This is a genomic window from Mycolicibacterium nivoides (genome assembly GCF_003855255.1).
GTDB classification, from domain to species: Bacteria; Actinomycetota; Actinomycetes; order Mycobacteriales; family Mycobacteriaceae; genus Mycobacterium; species Mycobacterium nivoides.
This window is the reverse complement of record NZ_CP034072.1, coordinates 5,363,927-5,381,182: the sequence shown is the minus strand read 5'-3', so window position 1 is coordinate 5,381,182 and position 17,256 is coordinate 5,363,927. Positions and strand designations below refer to the sequence as shown.

The following is a 17,256-nucleotide window of genomic DNA, read 5'->3' as shown; positions in this document are numbered from 1 at the left end:
GAGTAGCGTCGAGACCATGGCTGCCGCTGATTCCGATGCCGTCCGAGAATTGCTGCGCGACTCGTTCACCCGGCTCATCGAGCATGTCGACGATCTCACCGACGGGCTGACCGAGGAGGTCTCGAGTTATCGCCCCACCCCGCAGGCCAACAGCATCGCGTGGCTGATCTGGCACAGCGCCCGCTGCCAGGACCTGCAGTTGTGTGACGTCGCCGGGATCGAGCAGGTCTGGACCCGCGATGGCTGGAGGGACCGGTTCGGGCTCGACCTGCCGGCCGATGACATCGGGTACGGGCACACCCCCGACGATGTTGCGAAGGTGCACGCGTCTGCCGAACTGCTGGCGGGGTACTACCTGGCCGTGCACAAGGTGACGCTGGCCTACATCGCCGGCGTGACCTCCGAAGACCTCGGCCGCATCGTCGATACGCGGTGGGATCCGCCGGTGACGGCGAGCGCGCGGTTGGTCAGCATCATCGACGACTGCGCTCAGCACCTCGGTCAGGCGGCGTACCTGCGCGGCATCATCCCTTGATCACCCGGTGGTGGCCGCTGGTCGGCGTCACCGGGATGGTGCTGCTCGGTTGGGCGGTCCGCGGCGCACCGCAACCGGTCGACAGCTGGTTTCAGCGGCTCGGCAGCGACTTGGGTTCGCGGGCGACGGTTTTCCTTGGCATCACCACACCAGCGGTGCTGATTGTCGGGTTGCTCGTCGGCATCGTCGTGGCCATGCGGCAGCACCGGAAGCGGCTGGCGCTCGCCATGGTGGTGAGTCCGCTGGTGGCCATTGCCATCGTGCGCGTCTGCAAGCCCATCTTCGGCAGGGAGAAAGGGGGTGCGCTGGCCTACCCCAGTGGACACACCACCTTCCTGGTGGTGGTGGCAGGCCTGCTCGTCCTGGTGGCGGGCGTGGGATTGTGGTCCGTCGTCCTCGCGTCCGGCGCCATCCTGCTCGGCATGTGCGGCCTGGCAATGACTTTTCACTACTTCACAGACACCGTCGGTGGAGTGTTGCTGGGCACTTCGGTGGTGTGCGCCGCCGCGGTTTTCGCCCGGGGTGGGCAGTGCGACCGGGTGAGCAGCGCCTCTCCGGATTTTCGCTGAGCGATCACCTGTCTGGTCCGGACATTTTGGCGTATCGGCAACTTGCGTCACACAAATCGCGATCACGATGCCGCCAGCGTCCGTGAGCTTGAATTCTGGCGGTGGCCTAACTATCAAGTATCACTTGATCATTCGGGTGGGCAGACCGACCCGTACGGTTGCGTGCTGCAAGCCTCACGTCACCACCCTCGGCGCCCAGCTCAACGACGCCAAGGGCAAGGCCGGGAAACGGGCGGACAAGGCCAAGGCGAACGTGGACCGGGTTGTGAAGAAGGTGAAGCAGGCCGCCGAAAAGACGGCCAAGAAGCTCAGCCCGAAGAAGTCGGATCCGGACGACTGAGCCACGAGCGGCGCAGGGGGCGACGGCTGGGGGGTCGCCGCCCGCTGGGCGGCTCGGCGGGGTTTGCGACGCCGCACTTGACAGGTGTCAACCCCGGTGCGACGTGCGTCACACACGGTGGTTAACATAGGCCCATGACTGCGACGCCAGATGTAGCTCTGACCGGAGAGTTCACGGGTTCCGGCACTATTCACAACCCCGCCACCGGTGCCGTCGCCGGCCAGGTGACCTGGACCGACGCGGCCGACGTGCCGCGTATCGCGGCAGGGCTGCGGGAAGCGCAGAGGGAGTGGGAGGCACGCGGCGCCAAAGGCCGCGCCAAGGTGCTGTCCCGCTACGCGGTGTGGCTGGGGGACCACCGCGACGAGATCGAGAAACTCCTGATCGCCGAGACCGGCAAGTCGGCCATGGACGCCGCGCAAGAGGTCCCGCTGCTGATCATGATCCTGTCGTACTACATCAAGGTCGTCGAGCAGGCGATGGCGCCGGACTCGCGACCTGCCGCGCTGCCGATCATGTCCATCAAGAAGATCTCGGTGCACTACCGGCCGCGTCCCGTCGTCGGGATCATCGCGCCGTGGAACTACCCCGTGGCCAACGCGATGATGGATGCCATCGGCGCCCTGGCCGCCGGGTGCGCGGTGCTGCTCAAGCCGTCCGAGCGCACCCCGCTCACTGCTGAGGTACTGCTGCGCGGCTGGCTGGATTCCGGTGCCCCCGAGGTGTTCGCCCTGGCGCAGGGCGCCCGTGCGGTGTCCGAGGCCGTCATCGACAACGCCGACTACATCCAGTTCACCGGCTCCTGCGCGACCGGCGCCAAGGTGATGGAACGCGCCGCGCGCCGCCTGACCCCGGTGAGCCTGGAGCTCGGAGGCAAGGACCCGATGATCGTGCTCGAGGACGCCGACGTCGAGCTGGCCGCCAACGCCGCGGTGTGGGGTGCGATGTTCAACGCGGGCCAGACCTGCGTCTCCGTCGAGCGGGTCTATGTGCTCGATCCGGTCTACGACCAGTTCGTCGCCGCCACCGTCAAAGCCGTCGAGAACCTGAAGATGGGCACCGGGGAGGGCTACCACTTCGGTTCCCAGATCGACGACAGCCAGGTCGCGATCACCGAGCGGCACGTCAACGAGGCCCTTGCCGCCGGCGCAAAGGCGCTGACCGGTGGCAAGCGTCCCGAGGGCGGGGGCAGCTTCTTCGAGCCGACCGTGCTCGTCGACGTCGACCACTCGATGGCGTGCATGACCGAGGAGACGTTCGGGCCGACCCTGCCGATCATGCGGGTGTCCTCGGTCGAGGAAGCCGTCCGGCTGGCCAACGACAGCCCTTACGGCCTGAGCGCCTCGGTGTTCTCCAAGGATGTCGAGCGGGCCAAGGCCATTGCGCTGCAGCTCGATTGCGGTGCGGTCAACGTCAACGACGTGATCTCCAATCTGATGTGCACGACGGCGCCGATGGGCGGCTGGAAGACATCGGGCATCGGTGCCCGCTTCGGCGGTATCGACGGGGTGCGCAAGTTCTGCAAGCAGGAGACCGTGGTGGTGCCGCGCACCAGTGTGGGCGCCGGCGGCAGCTACTACAACAACTCGGAGAAGGCCATCGTCAGGATGAACAAGCTGCTGACCAAGCTGGCATTGGCTCGTCCGCGCCGTAAGGCCAAGTAACGACGTACCAGCCGTTCACCCCGGCGACACTTTCGTGTTCGCCGGGGTGGATACCGTCGGCCGGTGACTCTGGACATCACCGGCTACACGGTCCGTGACGACGACGATGACGACCCGGAACTGCTGCTGGAACCCAGCGGCGAGGTCGTCGACACCTGGCGGGAGAACTACCCGTACGAGGACCGCATGTCGCGCCAAGAGTACGAGGAGCAGAAGCGGCTGCTGCAGATCGAGCTGCTGAAGCTGCAGAAGTGGAGCCAGGGCAACGGGTTGCGGCACGTCATCGTCTTCGAGGGACGCGACGCGGCCGGCAAGGGCGGCACCATCAAGCGGTTCATGGAGCACCTCAACCCCCGCGGGGCCCGGGTGGTCGCGCTGGAGAAGCCGACCGAAAAAGAACGCACCCAGTGGTACTTCCAGCGCTACGTGCAGCATCTGCCCGCCGCCGGTGAGATCGTGCTGTTCGACCGCTCCTGGTACAACCGCGCCGGGGTGGAGCGCGTGATGGGCTACTGCTCGCCCAAGCAGCATGCCGAATTCATCCGCCAGGCCCCGTTGTTCGAGCAGATGCTGGTCAACGACGGCATCAGCCTGACCAAGCTGTGGTTCTCCGTCACGCAATCCGAGCAGCGCACCCGGTTCACCATCCGCCAGGTCGACCCGGTGCGGCAGTGGAAACTCTCACCCACCGACCTCGCGTCGCTGGACAAATGGGATGACTACACCGCGGCCAAGGAAGACATGTTCGCCTGGACCGACACCGAGATGGCGCCCTGGACCGTGGTCAAGAGCAACGACAAGAAACGCGCCCGCATCAACGCCATGCGCCATGTGCTCGGTAAGTTCGACTACGACAACAAGGATTTTGACGTGGTCGGCCACGCCGATCCGCTGATCGTGGGGCGTGCCCTGTCGGACTGAGCAGTCTGGCCGCCGCCTCAGAACTAGGAGGACGGCGTGCGCTTCGTCATGACGCTGTTCCTGTGGGTGCTGACGACGATCCTTCTCGCTGCGGCGGTGCCGTCGGCGTGGGTGCAGAAGAACATCATTGACCAGCAGGGCTACTCGGCGTTCGCCGCGGCCGCGGCCGAGGATCCGCAGTTACAGCAGGCGGTGGCCGGCGAACTCACCACCCAGGTGCAATCCCTGGCCGCGCAGAACGGGGCGGACGTGGACTCGCGGCGGATCCGCGCCGCGGCAGGTGCCTACACCACGGGCCCGGACTTCCCCGGGCAGTTCGCGCTGGCCAATCAACTTGCGCACACCTGGATGTTCACCGACCGGTTGTCGAGGAACGAGAACGGCAGCTGGGTGATCGATGTGGCTCCGATGCTCTCGGATGCCTCATTCCACGAAACCCTGTCCAACTTCGGTATCGAAGTGCCACAGACGCTTACGGTTCCCATCGCCTCGTCGGCGCCGGACAGTCTGCGACCAGGGATCCTGCGTCCACTGGCCGTGTGGGGCCCGTGGGTCAGTGTCGGCGTGACGGTGCTGGCCGGCGTTTTCGCCCTACTGACTCTGGCCGCCGCCCGTGCCCGCGGTAAAACCATTGCTGCACTGGGGATTTCCGCGTTGCTGGTAGGTGCCGCCGGTTGGGCGGGCCTGGAGGTGGGCCGGCGCTATCTCAACGAGGCCCTCAACCACACCAGCGGGGACATCCGCCAGATCGCCGACGCCATGGCCGGCCACGCGATCGACAGCCTGCACCAATGGCTCAACCTCACGCTGGCCGCCGGTGGCGCGCTGGTGGTGTTCGGGATCATCGTGGCGCTGCTCGGTGGGCTGCGCCGCCGCGATTGACGGTTAGCCACCCCGGATGCGTTCCCGCAGCCGCAGGTAGACCTCCGCGCCGTGGAACATGTCGGTCATCATCTCTGGAACCGATGATCAACTGTCGTTCTTACAGTAATGTCCACAGCATGCTGCGCGTCATTCAGTGGGCTACCGGATCCGTTGGCAAGCACGCGGTGGCGGCGGTCGAGGCCCACCCCGAACTCGCGCTGGTCGGTGCCCTGGTCTACAGCGACGCCAAGGCCGGTCGCGACGTCGGAGAAATCTGTGGCATCGGCGACATCGGCATCGCCGCAACCACCGATCGGGACGAGATCGTGGCGAGCGATGCCGACTGTGTCCTGTACATGCCGCAGGGCGAGATGAACCCGATGGGCGCGGTCGACGACATCTGTCGCCTGCTGGCCTCGGGCAAGAACGTGGTGTCCACCGCCGTCACCGGGCTCATCTACCCGCTGAGCATGGGGCAGCGCGTGGTGGACAACCTGGAAGCGGCCTGCGACCAGGGGCAAGCCTCGTTTCATGCCACAGGTATCGAACCCGGTTGGGCCGCAGAGGTTCTGCCGTTGACCATGTCCGGACTGTTCCAGCGGATCGACACCCTGCTGGTGCAGGAGCTCATGGACTACAGCACCTACGACAGCCCCGAGATGATGTTCGACATCATGGGCTTCGGCAAGAGTCCCGACGAACCGGTACCGATGGCCGATCCCGCACTGGCCGGGCTGACCTTCAAGGCGCCGCTGATGCTGCTGGCCGAAGGGCTCGGCGCCGCCATCGATGACTTCGTCTTCGACCGCCAAGTGGCCGTCGCGGCCGAGCCGTTCGACATCAAATCCGGCCGCATCGGGGCCGGAACCGTTTCGGCGCAACGGTTTTCCTGCACGGCAGTCGTCAGCGGGCGGCCCGCGCTGACCGTCGAACACATCACCCGCCTCGGCGACGATCAGGCGCCCGAGTGGCCGACCGGGCGCGGCTGGCACGTCACCGTCGAGGGCAACCCGTCGATGGAGCTCAAATCCCGGATCGCCACCCACGGTGAAGACGAGACCGAGCAGGGCTGCCTGGGCACCGCGATGCATGCGGTGCACGCCATCGCGCCGGTGTGTGCGGCCGCCCCCGGGATCCGGACCTTCCTGGACCTGCCGATGATCGCCGGACGGGGCGTGCTGGGCTAGGAGCCGATGGTCTGCCAGAGGAACTCGTAGGTCAAGGCCGCCTTGAACGCGGACTGCTTGTTGTCGGCCGCGCCGCCGTGGCCACCCTCGATGTTCTCGTAGTACAGCACCCGGTGTCCGGCCGCCTCCAGCGCCGCCGTCATCTTCCTGGCATGGCCGGGGTGCACCCGGTCATCGCGGGTCGAGGTGGTGATCAGGATCGGCGGATACTTCGCTGAGGCCGAAACGTTCTGGTACGGAGAATATTTCGACATGAACTCCCAGTCCGCCGGATCGTCGGGATTGCCGTACTCGGCCACCCATGACGCTCCCGCGAGCAGCAGGTGGAAACGCTTCATGTCCAGCAGCGGCACACTGCACACCAGTGCCCCGAACAGCTCCGGGTACTGCGTCAGCATCACGCCCATAAGCAGGCCGCCGTTGCTGCCGCCCCCTGCGCCGAGCTGCTCGACGGTGGTGATGCCGCGGCGCACGAGGTCCGCGGCGATCGCGGCGAAATCCTCGTACACCAGGTGGCGGTTCTCCCGCATGGCCTGCTTGTGCCAGCCCGGGCCGTACTCGCCGCCGCCGCGGATGTTGGCCTGCACGTAGGTGCCGCCGCGCTCCAGCCAGGCTCGGCCGATCCCGCCGATATAGCCCGGCGTCAACGAGTTCTGAAATCCCCCATAGCCGTAGAGGTAGGTCGGGCTCGGTTCATCGCGGCGTCCGACGACGAAATACGGGACCTTCGTGCCGTCCTTGGATGTGGCGAAGAACTGCTCGACGCCGATGCCGTCGGCGTCGTAGAACGCCGGGGCGGACTTGACCTCGACCAGCGGGCCGCCCGCGGTGCCGTACAGCAGCCGCGAGGGAGTGGTGAATCCGCTTGAGTTGTAGAAGACCTCGTCACCGAAGTGGTCGATGTCGACGACGATGGTGTCCGTCGCCGGCGGAATGTCCGGAGCGTCCCTGCGCTCCCACGTCCCGGGAGTGACGACCTCGACGTGGCTGGCGACATCCCGCAGGGTGATGAGGATCAGTTTCTCTTTGGTCCACTGCACACTCGACAGGCTGCTGTGCTCGTCCGGCTCGTAGATCATCGCGAGATCTGCTGTGCCCTCGAGAAAATCGTCGAACTTGGTGCCAAGGAGCGCGCCCGCCGGGTAAGTGACCTCACCCACCTGCCAGTCGGTTCGCAGCGAGATCAGCAGCCACTCGCGGTGCAGCGACAGTGACGAATCGGTCGGTACCTTGAGCTCGATGAGCTCGCCGTCACGCACCTCGTACCGGATGCGGTGGTAAAAGTCGGTGTAGCGGCCCAGCCGCGTGTGCTCGAAGCCCGGGGTCCGGTCGATCGACGCGATCACCCGCACGTCGGCCGGTTCGGCCTCGTACACCGTCTCGGCGTCGGCCAACGGCTCACCGCGACGCCAGCGCTTGGCGATTCGCGGATAACCGGATTCGGTCATCGATCCTTCGCCGAAGTCGGTGCACACCAGCAGGGTGTCCTCGTCCTCCCAGGACACCGACGACTTCGCTTCGGCCAGCTCGAATCCGCCGGAGACGAATTCCCGTGTCCGCATGTCGAACTCGCGGACCACGGTGGCATCGGCACCCCCTCGGGACAGGCTGATCATCGCCAGGGTGTGGTCCGGCTCGATCACCTCGGGGCCGGCCCACACCCAGTTCTCGTCCTCGACACGGGCCAACTCGTCCAGGTCCAGGATCACGTCCCAGTCCGGATTGTCAGTCCGGTAACTCTCCAACGTGGTGCGCCGCCACAGGCCGCGCGGGTTGGCCTCGTCGCGCCAGAAGTTGTACAGGTACTCACCGCGCCGGCCCGGATACGGGATCCGCGCATCGGTGTCGAGGATCTCCAACACCTCGGAGCGCATCGCGTCGAAACGCTCGCCGCTCAACTCCTCGATCGTCGGCTCGTTGTGCGCCCGCACCCACGCCAACGCGTCGTCGCCGGTGATGTCCTCAAGCCACAGGTAAGGGTCCTTCGTCACCCCCACATTGTGACCGCGCGCGTACTGTGAGCTGAACTACACCAGTTGGCCGGGAGAAACGAGGATGAGATGGGTCAAGCGCCGGCGCGGGCCCTGATCACCGCGGCTGCCGCCGATCTGCTGGCGCGGCTACAGCAGCGCCACGGTGCGCTGATGTTCCACCAGTCCGGCGGGTGCTGTGACGGCTCCTCGCCGATGTGCTACCCCGACGGCGAGTTCATCGTCGGTGACCGCGACATCCTGCTGGCGGTTCTCGACGTGGGTGTCGCCGGGGTGCCCGTGTGGATCTCCGGCCCGCAGTTCGAGGCGTGGAAGCACACCCAGTTGGTGATCGACGTCGTCGCAGGCCGCGGCGGCGGTTTCAGCCTGGAAGCACCCGAAGGGATGCGTTTCCTGTCCCGCGGCCGGGCCTTCACAGACGCCGAGAACGCCCTGCTGACCGAGCAGCCCCCGGTGACCGGCGCGCAGTACAGCGCCGGTGCCCGACCGCCCGATACCGGCAGCCACATCGTCGACGAAGCCGCCGACGCCTGCCCGGTCCCAGGGGGACGCGCCGCACGGATGTAGCGAGTGGTCGCGGGTCGCGGCGTTATCGTCGAAGAGTGATTCCGCTGCCACGGGCGTGGCTGCTGACCAGCGCGATGTTGGTCGGCGTAGCGGTCGGGCTGCTGGCGGGGATCGCGACGACATTGCTGGTGACGGTCACCGTCCGGCCCGATGTGGTGATCGCGCTCGTTCTCGGGGTGCCCGGTGTCCTCGGGATCTTGACCGTCCTGGTTTCGGGGCGGCGGTGGGTCACCACGCTCGGCGCGTGCGTACTGGGCGTCGCGCCCGGCTGGTTCGCCGCTCTCGCGATCATCCAGGTGGCAACCCATGCCTGAGAACGTCGACACCTCCACCGCGGACTTCGCCCCATTGTTCGACACGGGGGAGAACGACGTCCTCGACGAGGAGTTATCGCGCCAAACGACGTCCGCGGAAGGCATGACCCCGGACGAGATGACCCCGGACGAGACGGCATCCGACGACGCGCCTTCGGCGCCGCTGCCCGCCCCGGCCCCACCCATCGTGGTGGAGGGGACCTATCTGTCGGTGAAGTGGTGGACGTTCGTCGGCGTGCTGGCCGGGGTGTGGTTCGTCTCCGCGGCCGCGGGGGCAGGCCTGTACTACTACTGGTATCAATCTGCCGACAAGACCTGGCCGGTGTTCGTCGTACTGGTCTACATCGTCGTCACCACGGCCGGCGCCCTGGTGGCGTCGACCGCCCAGCGCAAACCCCTGGTATCCGCCCTGGCCATCGCACTGATGTCGGCGCCGCTGGCGGCGATGGCCGCCGCCGCGGTTTTCTACGGCGCCTACGTGTTCGGATGGATCGCCCGTTAGAACCATTGCGCCGCCCACTAGGGTGGGGTCGTGACCCACTTTGACGTCGTCGTTCTCGGAGCTGGCCCCGGTGGATACGTCGCGGCCATTCGTGCCGCCCAACTGGGCCTGAGCACCGCAATTGTCGAACCCAAGTACTGGGGTGGTGTGTGCCTCAACGTCGGGTGTATCCCGTCCAAGGCGTTGCTGCGCAATGCGGAACTCGCACACATCTTCAACAAGGAAGCCAAGACCTTCGGCATCACCGGTGAGGCCACCTTCGACTACGGTGCTGCCTTCGATCGCAGCCGCAAGGTCGCCGACGGCCGCGTCGCCGGCGTGCACTTCCTGATGAAGAAGAACAAGATCACCGAGATCCACGGCTACGGCACCTTCACCGGGCCGAAGTCGATGACGGTCAAGCTCAACGAGGGCGGCACCGAGGACCTCACCTTCGACAACGCGATCATCGCCACCGGATCGTCGACTCGCCTGGTGCCGGGCACCGCGCTGTCCGACAACGTGGTCACCTACGAAACCCAGATCCTCTCGCGCGACCTGCCCGGCTCGATCATCATCGCCGGCGCCGGCGCGATCGGCATGGAGTTCGCCTACGTGCTGAAGAACTACGGCGTCGACGTAACCATCGTCGAGTTCCTGCCGCGCGCGCTGCCCAACGAGGACGCCGAGGTCTCCAAGGAGATCGAGAAGCAGTACAAGAAGCTGGGCGTCAAGATCCTCACCGGAACCAAGGTCGAGGGCATCGTGGACGAGGGGGCTGATGGTCCGGTTCGCGTCACCGTGAGCAAGGACGGCAACACCGAAGAGCTCAAGGCCGACAAGGTGCTGCAGGCCATCGGTTTCGCGCCCAACATCGAGGGCTACGGCCTGGAGGCCGCCGGCGTGGCGCTCACCGACCGCGGAGCCATCGCGATCGACGACTACATGCGCACCAACGTGCCGGGCATCTACGCCATCGGTGACGTCACCAGCAAGCTGCAGCTGGCCCACGTCGCCGAGGCCCAGGGCGTCGTCGCAGCCGAAACCATCGGCGGCGCCGAGACTCTCGCGCTGGGCGACTACCGGATGATGCCGCGCGCGACGTTCTGCCAGCCGCAGGTGGCCAGCTTCGGCCTGACCGAAGAGCAGGCCAAGGCTGAGGGATACGACGTCGTCGTCGCCAAGTTCCCGTTCACCGCCAACGGCAAGGCCCACGGCCTGGCCGACCCGACCGGCTTCGTGAAGCTCATCGCCGACAAGAAGCACCTCGAGCTGATCGGTGGACACCTGATCGGGCCCGACGTGTCCGAGCTGCTGCCCGAGCTGACGCTGGCGCAGAAGTGGGATCTGACGGCCAACGAGCTGGCCCGCAACGTGCACACCCACCCGACCCTGTCGGAGGCCCTGCAGGAGTGCTTCCACGGTCTGGCCGGCCACATGATCAACTTTTGAGAAACGAAATCGTCGCCGGCATAGCCGGATTGGTGGTCGGCCACATTCTGTGGCTGGCCGCCATCACGTTGGCGACCGAAGGCTCCCGGGTGAACATCTGGGTGCTGCTGGTCGCGGCCCTGTCGCTCATCGGCGGCGCCGCGGGCGGATACTTCGGCTGGCGTAAATACCAGCAGAAATCCCATACGTGGGCGGCGTTCCTGTGGGCGCTGCCGGTGTCCCCGGTGCTGTTCTCGCTCGTGTTGCTCGGAGTTACGTACCTGTAGGTTTTGTGTGATCGCACAACGGCAGGGCGCGCGTTTCGAGCGATTTTCCTCTGCAAGACCAGCACACCCTGGACGAATGTCGATGTGAACAGATCGGGCCGCGGCCCGTCCACATCGGCAGCACAGGGAACCCAATGGCATCTAGCAGTGGATTGATCGATGACGCGCCCCTGACGGCATTCCACAAGAAGCTGACGCTGTATTCGTCGGGCGGACCGTTCATCGACGGCTATGCCATTGCGATCATCGGGTTCACCTGGGCGACCATGAGTACGTCGTTCGACGTCACGACGGCCGACAAAGGGATGATCGCCGCCGCGGTGCTCGTCGGCATCTTCGTCGGCGGCGGCCTGTTCGGCTGGGTGACCGACAAGGTCGGCCGCCACATGATGTACATCCTGGATCTGCTTGCCCTGGCGGTCTTTTCGGTGGGCTGTATGTTCGCCACCGAGGTCTGGCAACTGATCCTGCTGAGATTCCTCATCGGCATGGCGATCGGCGCCGACTATCCGATCGCCACCTCACTGCTCGCCGAATACCTGCCCGCCAAGTATCGCGGCCGCATGCTCGGCGCGACATTCGTCGTGTGGGCCGTCGGCGCCACCGCTGCCCCGGCCGTGGCAATGGTGTGTACGCACCTGGCCGGCGACAATGCCTGGCGGTGGATGCTGGCCAGCCCGGCCGTCTTCGCACTCGTCACGCTGTTCCTGCGATTGGGGACACCGGAATCACCGCGGTGGCTGATCAGCAAGGGACGGGTCGAGGAGGCCGACCGATCCATCAAGCAGGTCTTCGGACCCGACTACGGGGTGGAGGATCTCGGTGAGCCGGAGCCGGCGGAACGCGCGACGTTGCGGTCGGTGTTCAAGCCGCCCTACCTGAAGCGGACGCTGTTCGTCAGCCTGTTCTGGATGTGTCAGGTGATCCCGCTGCTGTCCATCTACTCGTTCTCCTTCGACATCCTGGGCGAGGTCGGCATCACCGGTAACGGCGCCGAGGTGTTCCTCGCCGCGCTGTTCGTGGTCGGCGGCATCCCGGGGCTGTTCCTGGTCGACCGGATCGGCCGCAAGGCTCTGCTGATCTACACCTTCGCCGGTATCGGGATCATCTGGGGCATCGCGGGTCTGATACCCGGACTGCCGGTGATGATCGTCTTCACCGCCGTGTGCGCCTTCGCGCTGCTGTCCGGGGCGTCGAACTTCCTCGAGATCGTCTACCCCAACGAGTTGTTCCCGACGGAGGTGCGCGCCACGGCCGTCGGCATCGGCACTGCGGCCAGCCGGATCGGTGCGGCGGTGGCCGTTTACCTGATGCCGTTCGCCCTCGACAAGGGCGTCAACTGGGTGCTGCTGGCAGGGGCGGTCATCTCATTCGTCGGGCTGGCCGTCACCGTGGCGTGGGGTGTGGAAACTGCCGGCCGCTCGTTGAGCGAGGCCTGCAATGCCACGACCACGTCCGGCCGGGAAACCGTGCGGTCTGGCTAGCGGCGACTGCTAGTCCGGGAAGTCCAGCGGGATCCGCAGCGTCGTCATCGTGGCGGCCAGGCCATCGTATTGGCTTGCCAGCATGCAGAATTCGATGATCTGCTGCTTCGTGAGAATCGCGGAGAGCGCGGCCCAGGTCTCCGCCGAGATGGACCGGGTGACGACGAACTCGTCGGTCGCGGTGACCAGAACCCGCTGCCGGTCGGTCAGGCCCTCGGCGTCGGGGCCCTCGAAGATGCGGGCCTGGGTCTCGGCGTCCACGCCGCGGCTGCGGGCCAGCCGGCGGTGCTGCTGCAACTCGTATTCGCAATCGCGCAGATGGCCTACCCGGAGGATGACGAGCTCGGCGTCCTGACGCGGCAACTTGCCCAGCGGGCCGAGCAGCAACCCGGAATACGGCAGCCAGGCCAGGAACAGCAGCTTGTGCTGGCCCAGCACGTTCATCAAGGTGAAACGGGGTGCCCGGATGGCCCTGGCGCCCAGCTTGGCGATGGCCCAGTTGACCGGGCCCAGCTCACGGAATCCGCCGGGTGCGATACGGGCCGGCTCGAGTGCACTCACCCAGCCGAGTCTGGCACAGGTGGTGGGCTTCATCGAGCGGCCACTGCGCAGAAACAGCGGGATATCAGCGGCTACGGCTGTCGCACCAAGTACGGCGACACCGTCGAGCGGTGCTCGTTGAGGTCGAGCGCCTTGCCGAGCGCCGGGAACGCGCGTTGCGGGCAATTGTCGCGTTCGCACACGCGGCAGCCCGAGCCGATGGGTGTGGCCACCTCGCCGGAGAGGTCCAGCCCTTCGGAGTACACCAGCCGATGGGCATGGCGCAGTTCGCATCCGAGGCCGATGGCAAAGGTCTTGCCGGGCTGCCCGTAGCGCGACGCGCGTCGCTCCACGGTGCGGGCCACCCACATGTAGTTGCGGCCGTCGGGCATCTGGGCGATCTGCACGCCGATCTTGCCGGGATTGCCGAAGGTCTCGTAGACGTTCCACAACGGGCAGGTGCCACCCGATGAGGAGAAGTGAAAGCCGGTGGCGGACTGGCGCTTTGACATGTTGCCCGCGCGGTCGACCCGGACGAAGGAGAACGGCACACCGCGCATCGACGGGCGCTGCAGGGTGGACAGCCGGTGCGCGATGGTCTCGTAGCTCACCGAGTAGAACGCCGACAGCCGCTCCACGTCGTAGCGGAAATTCTCCGTCACATCGTGGAACTGGCGATAGGGCAGCACCGTGGCCGCGGCGAAGTAGTTGGCCAGCCCGAGACGGGCCAGGGTGCGGGATTCGTCGCTGGTGAACATGCCCTCGTCGACCATCTTGGCGATGAGGTCGCCGAACTCCAGGAAGGCCAGTTCGGCCGCCATCTTGAAGACCTGCTGGCCGCTGGAGAGATGGTTGCCCATCTCCAGGGTCTTGGTGGCCGGGTCGTAGCGGTGCAGCACGGTGTCGCCCAGGTCGATGCGCCGCACGATCCGGACGCCGTGCACCGTGGTCATCCGGTTGGCCAGCTCCCCGGCCAGATCGCCGCGGTGCATGCGGATCTTGGCGGTCAGATCCTCGGCGGCGGTGTCGAGTTCGTGCAGATAGTTCTGCCGTTGGTAGAAGTAGTCGCGCACTTCCTCGTGCGGCATGGTGATCGAACCGCTGCCGCTGCCGTCGGAATAGCGGTCCTCGGTGGCGGCCGCCAGTTGCGTGGTGGTCAGCCGGTAACGACGGTGCAGGTTGACCATCGCGCGGGCGAAGTTCGGGTATGCCGCGACCATGTCGGCGACTTCGGCGACGTCCATGTCCGCACCGAGGTCGCGGTCCATCGTGACCTCGCGCATCTCGGCGACCAGCCGGGTGTCGTCGTGGGAGGCGAAGAACGTCGCGTCCACCCCGAACACCTCGGTGATGCGCAGCAGCACCGCCACGGTCAGCGGGCGTACGTCATGCTCGATCTGGTTCAGGTAACTGGGGGAGATCTCCAGCATCTGGGCCAGCGCCGCCTGGCTGAAACCACGCTCGCTCCGTAGTTGCCGCACCCGCGACCCCACGAACGTTTTTGCCACGTCAAACAGCCTAACAAGGGTGCGAAGGCTGCCTTTGCATTCTTGGCAGTTCGGTCACTACTGACAGTGTCGGGCTGCCTGGCATGATCGGCTCAGACGACAGCGACTGGAGATGACCATGACGGGAACCGCGCAGAATTCGACCACCGGGCTCAACAAGGTGATGATGCCGGTGCCCGATCCCCATCCCGATGTCTTCGACCGGGAATGGCCGCTGCGGATGGCCGACGTCGACCGCGCCGGCCGACTGCGGTTCGACGGCGCGTGCCGGCACATTCAGGACATCGGCCAGGATCAGCTGCGGGAGATGGGCTACGAGGACGTCCACCCCGCATGGATCGTCCGCCGCACGATGATCGATCTGATCCGGCCCATCGAGGGCGGCGACATCCTGCGGATGCGGCGGTGGTGTTCGGGGACGTCCAACCGGTGGTGCGAGATGCGGGTGCGTATCGACGGCCGCAAGGGTGGGTTGATGGAGTCCGAGGCGTTCTGGATCCACATCAACCGGGAGACGCAGGGGCCCTCCCGGATCTCCGACGACTTCCTGTCGGGCCTGCGCCGCACCACCGACGAATCCCGTCTGCGCTGGAAGTCCTACCTGAAGGCCGGCAGTCGTGAGGACGCGGCCGAGATCCGCGAGTACCCGGTGCGGGTGTCCGACATCGACCTGTTCGATCACATGAACAACTCGGTCTACTGGACGGTGGTCGAGGACTACCTGTACTCGCATCCCGAGCTGCTGGAGAAGCCGCTGCGGGTGACCATCGAGCACGACGCCGCGGTGGCCCTCGGCGAGAAGCTCGAGATCCTGTCGCATGTTCACCCGGCCGGATCGACCGACAAATTCGGCGAAGAGCTCTCCGATCGCACTGTTAGAACGCTCACATATGCCGTCGGCGACGAGACAAAAGCGATCGCATCACTGTTCTCGCTCTGACCCCTCCCGGTTTAACAGTACGAGCGTACTGACCTGCACCTTTGGCCTACTCGTCGGTAGCTTCTGAACCGGTACAGCCATCATATTTCTTCGCAACCTTTGCAAGTTAACTAAGCGCTTTGGCGAAACTTGGCAACTGAAACGGGTGGACCTGCGGATATGTGCTGTGCCATCGTCGGGTTAGCACATCAGTGAAGCTGCCACGGCGTTAGCAATTAACAAGGCGAACGGCACGGCGGCGGAGCAAGGCGACTGAAACAACCCGAAGGAGCAGTCCTATGTCGACCGTGGGCACCCCCAAGTCACCGGAGCAGATCCAGCACGATTGGGATCACAACCCCCGCTGGAAGGGCATCACCCGTACCTACACCCCGGCCGACGTGGTTGCCCTGCAGGGCTCCGTCGTCGAGGAGAACACCCTCGCCCGTCGCGGCGCCGAGGTGCTGTGGGAGCAGCTCCACGACATGGACTTCGTCAACGCGCTGGGCGCGCTGACCGGTAACCAGGCCGTGCAGCAGGTCCGCGCCGGCCTCAAGGCCATCTACCTGTCCGGGTGGCAGGTCGCCGGTGACGCCAACCTGTCCGGCCACACCTACCCCGACCAGAGCCTCTACCCGGCCAACTCGGTGCCGCAGGTCGTCCGCCGCATCAACAACGCGCTGCTGCGCGCCGACCAGATCGCCAAGGTCGAGGGCGACACCTCGGTCGAGAACTGGCTCGCCCCGATCGTCGCCGACGGTGAGGCCGGCTTCGGTGGTGCGCTCAACGTCTACGAGCTCCAGAAGGCCATGATCGCCGCCGGTGTCGCCGGCTCGCACTGGGAAGACCAGCTGGCCTCGGAGAAGAAGTGCGGCCACCTCGGTGGCAAGGTGCTGATCCCCACCCAGCAGCACATCCGCACCCTGACCTCGGCCCGCCTGGCCGCTGACGTCGCCGACGTGCCCACCCTGGTCATCGCGCGCACCGACGCCGAGGCTGCCACCCTGATCACCTCCGATGTGGACGAGCGCGACCGCCCGTTCATCACCGGCGAGCGCACCAACGAGGGCTTCTACCGGGTGCAGAACGGCCTGGAGCCGTGCATCGCCCGCGCCAAGGCCTACGCGCCGTACGCCGACCTGATCTGGATGGAGACCGGCACCCCGGACCTGGAGCTGGCCAAGAAGTTCGCCGAAGGCGTCAAGAGCGAGTTCCCGGACCAGATGCTGTCCTACAACTGCTCGCCGTCCTTCAACTGGAAGCAGCACCTGGACGACGACACCATCGCCAAGTTCCAGCGCGAGCTGGGCGCGATGGGCTTCAAGTTCCAGTTCATCACGCTGGCCGGCTTCCACGCCCTCAACTACTCGATGTTCGACCTGGCCCACGGCTACGCCCGCGAGCAGATGAAGGCCTACGTCGAGCTGCAGGAGCGCGAGTTCGCCGCCGAGGAGCGCGGTTACACCGCCACCAAGCACCAGCGCGAGGTTGGCGCCGGCTACTTCGACCGGATTGCCACCACCGTGGACCCCAACAGCTCGACCACCGCGCTGGCCGGTTCCACCGAAGAGGGTCAGTTCCACTAAGTCTGGGACCTCTGGACCCGCAGGGTTGACAGCGCAGGCCCCGCTCAGAATTCTTGGGCGGGGCCTGT

The 17,256-nt window shown here is 66.1% G+C and carries 18 protein-coding genes; 15 read left to right on the top strand and 3 right to left on the bottom strand.

Translation table 11 applies throughout. The annotated features are described in order from the left end of the window. The first annotated feature begins 16 nt into the window (after positions 1-16). The 7 genes from EH231_RS26385 to EH231_RS26355 all read left to right on the top strand — a co-directional run bounded on the left by EH231_RS26385 (position 17) and on the right by EH231_RS26355 (position 6,080). Positions 17-535, top strand: a complete 519-nt coding sequence (locus tag EH231_RS26385) for a mycothiol transferase (protein WP_090424835.1) — start codon at positions 17-19, stop codon at positions 533-535. Next, on the top strand, positions 532-1,104 hold the full coding sequence (locus EH231_RS26380; protein ID WP_090424304.1) for a phosphatase PAP2 family protein: 573 nt from the start codon (positions 532-534) through the stop codon (positions 1,102-1,104). The genes EH231_RS26385 and EH231_RS26380 overlap by 4 nt, the downstream gene beginning before the upstream one ends. 136 nt (positions 1,105-1,240) lie before the next feature. Further along, positions 1,241-1,444, top strand: coding sequence for a hypothetical protein (locus EH231_RS26375; protein WP_124713614.1), 204 nt, complete (start codon positions 1,241-1,243; stop codon positions 1,442-1,444). A gap of 134 nt (positions 1,445-1,578) precedes the next feature. Beyond that, the gene (locus EH231_RS26370; protein WP_090424306.1) at positions 1,579-3,108 is read left to right on the top strand and encodes an aldehyde dehydrogenase family protein; all 1,530 of its coding nucleotides are present in this window, start codon (positions 1,579-1,581) and stop codon (positions 3,106-3,108) included. A 63-nt stretch (positions 3,109-3,171) separates the two neighbouring features. Then, complete coding sequence (gene ppk2 / locus EH231_RS26365) at positions 3,172-4,029, top strand: polyphosphate kinase 2 (protein WP_090424307.1); 858 nt, start codon at positions 3,172-3,174, stop codon at positions 4,027-4,029. A gap of 36 nt (positions 4,030-4,065) precedes the next feature. Continuing rightward, the gene (locus EH231_RS26360; protein ID WP_090424308.1) at positions 4,066-4,911 is read left to right on the top strand and encodes a hypothetical protein; all 846 of its coding nucleotides are present in this window, start codon (positions 4,066-4,068) and stop codon (positions 4,909-4,911) included. 119 nt (positions 4,912-5,030) lie between these two features. Further along, entirely contained in the window at positions 5,031-6,080 is a 1,050-nt protein-coding gene (locus EH231_RS26355) for an NAD(P)H-dependent amine dehydrogenase family protein (RefSeq protein WP_090424309.1), read from the top strand. Here the strand turns inward: EH231_RS26355 and EH231_RS26350 are convergent. Next, positions 6,077-8,071 (bottom strand): prolyl oligopeptidase family serine peptidase, encoded by a 1,995-nt coding sequence (locus EH231_RS26350; RefSeq protein WP_164481026.1) that lies wholly within the window; start codon positions 8,069-8,071, stop codon positions 6,077-6,079. The genes EH231_RS26355 and EH231_RS26350 overlap by 4 nt on opposite strands. A 69-nt stretch (positions 8,072-8,140) precedes the next feature. On the opposite strand from EH231_RS26350, the gene EH231_RS26345 reads away from it, so the two are divergent. The 6 genes from EH231_RS26345 (at position 8,141) to EH231_RS26320 (ending at position 12,635) form a co-directional block, all read left to right on the top strand. Beyond that, on the top strand, positions 8,141-8,638 hold the full coding sequence (locus EH231_RS26345; protein WP_090424311.1) for a DUF779 domain-containing protein: 498 nt from the start codon (positions 8,141-8,143) through the stop codon (positions 8,636-8,638). Between the two features lie 35 nt (positions 8,639-8,673). Further along, positions 8,674-8,952: a putative holin gene (locus EH231_RS26340; protein ID WP_090424312.1), complete on the top strand. Its 279-nt coding sequence runs from the start codon at positions 8,674-8,676 to the stop codon at positions 8,950-8,952. Next, positions 8,945-9,454, top strand: coding sequence for a hypothetical protein (locus EH231_RS26335; protein WP_241177810.1), 510 nt, complete (start codon positions 8,945-8,947; stop codon positions 9,452-9,454). Before EH231_RS26340 ends, EH231_RS26335 begins: the two co-directional genes overlap by 8 nt. 30 nt (positions 9,455-9,484) lie before the next feature. Beyond that, entirely contained in the window at positions 9,485-10,885 is a 1,401-nt protein-coding gene (gene lpdA, locus EH231_RS26330; protein WP_090424313.1) for a dihydrolipoyl dehydrogenase, read from the top strand. After that, a complete protein-coding gene (locus EH231_RS26325; protein WP_090424314.1) occupies positions 10,882-11,151 on the top strand; it encodes a flagellar basal body-associated FliL family protein in 270 nt (89 codons plus the stop codon). Before lpdA ends, EH231_RS26325 begins: the two co-directional genes overlap by 4 nt. Positions 11,152-11,285: 134 nt before the next feature. Further along, positions 11,286-12,635, top strand: a complete 1,350-nt coding sequence (locus EH231_RS26320; protein WP_090424315.1) for an MFS transporter — start codon at positions 11,286-11,288, stop codon at positions 12,633-12,635. 9 nt (positions 12,636-12,644) lie between these two features. Here EH231_RS26320 and EH231_RS26315 read toward each other — a convergent pair whose 3' ends face one another. Both EH231_RS26315 and ramB read right to left on the bottom strand, forming a co-directional pair. Further along, complete coding sequence (locus EH231_RS26315; protein WP_090424837.1) at positions 12,645-13,196, bottom strand: carboxymuconolactone decarboxylase family protein; 552 nt, start codon at positions 13,194-13,196, stop codon at positions 12,645-12,647. Positions 13,197-13,267: 71 nt separating this feature from the next. Further along, complete coding sequence (ramB, locus tag EH231_RS26310) at positions 13,268-14,683, bottom strand: acetate metabolism transcriptional regulator RamB (RefSeq protein WP_090424316.1); 1,416 nt, start codon at positions 14,681-14,683, stop codon at positions 13,268-13,270. 118 nt (positions 14,684-14,801) lie between these two features. Here ramB and EH231_RS26305 point away from each other — a divergent pair, with 118 nt between their 5' ends. Both EH231_RS26305 and aceA read left to right on the top strand, forming a co-directional pair. Then, entirely contained in the window at positions 14,802-15,623 is an 822-nt protein-coding gene (locus tag EH231_RS26305) for an acyl-[acyl-carrier-protein] thioesterase (RefSeq protein WP_124713613.1), read from the top strand. Between the two features lie 278 nt (positions 15,624-15,901). Continuing rightward, a complete protein-coding gene (gene aceA, locus EH231_RS26300; RefSeq protein ID WP_090424317.1) occupies positions 15,902-17,188 on the top strand; it encodes an isocitrate lyase in 1,287 nt (428 codons plus the stop codon). The last annotated feature ends 68 nt before the right edge of the window (positions 17,189-17,256 follow it).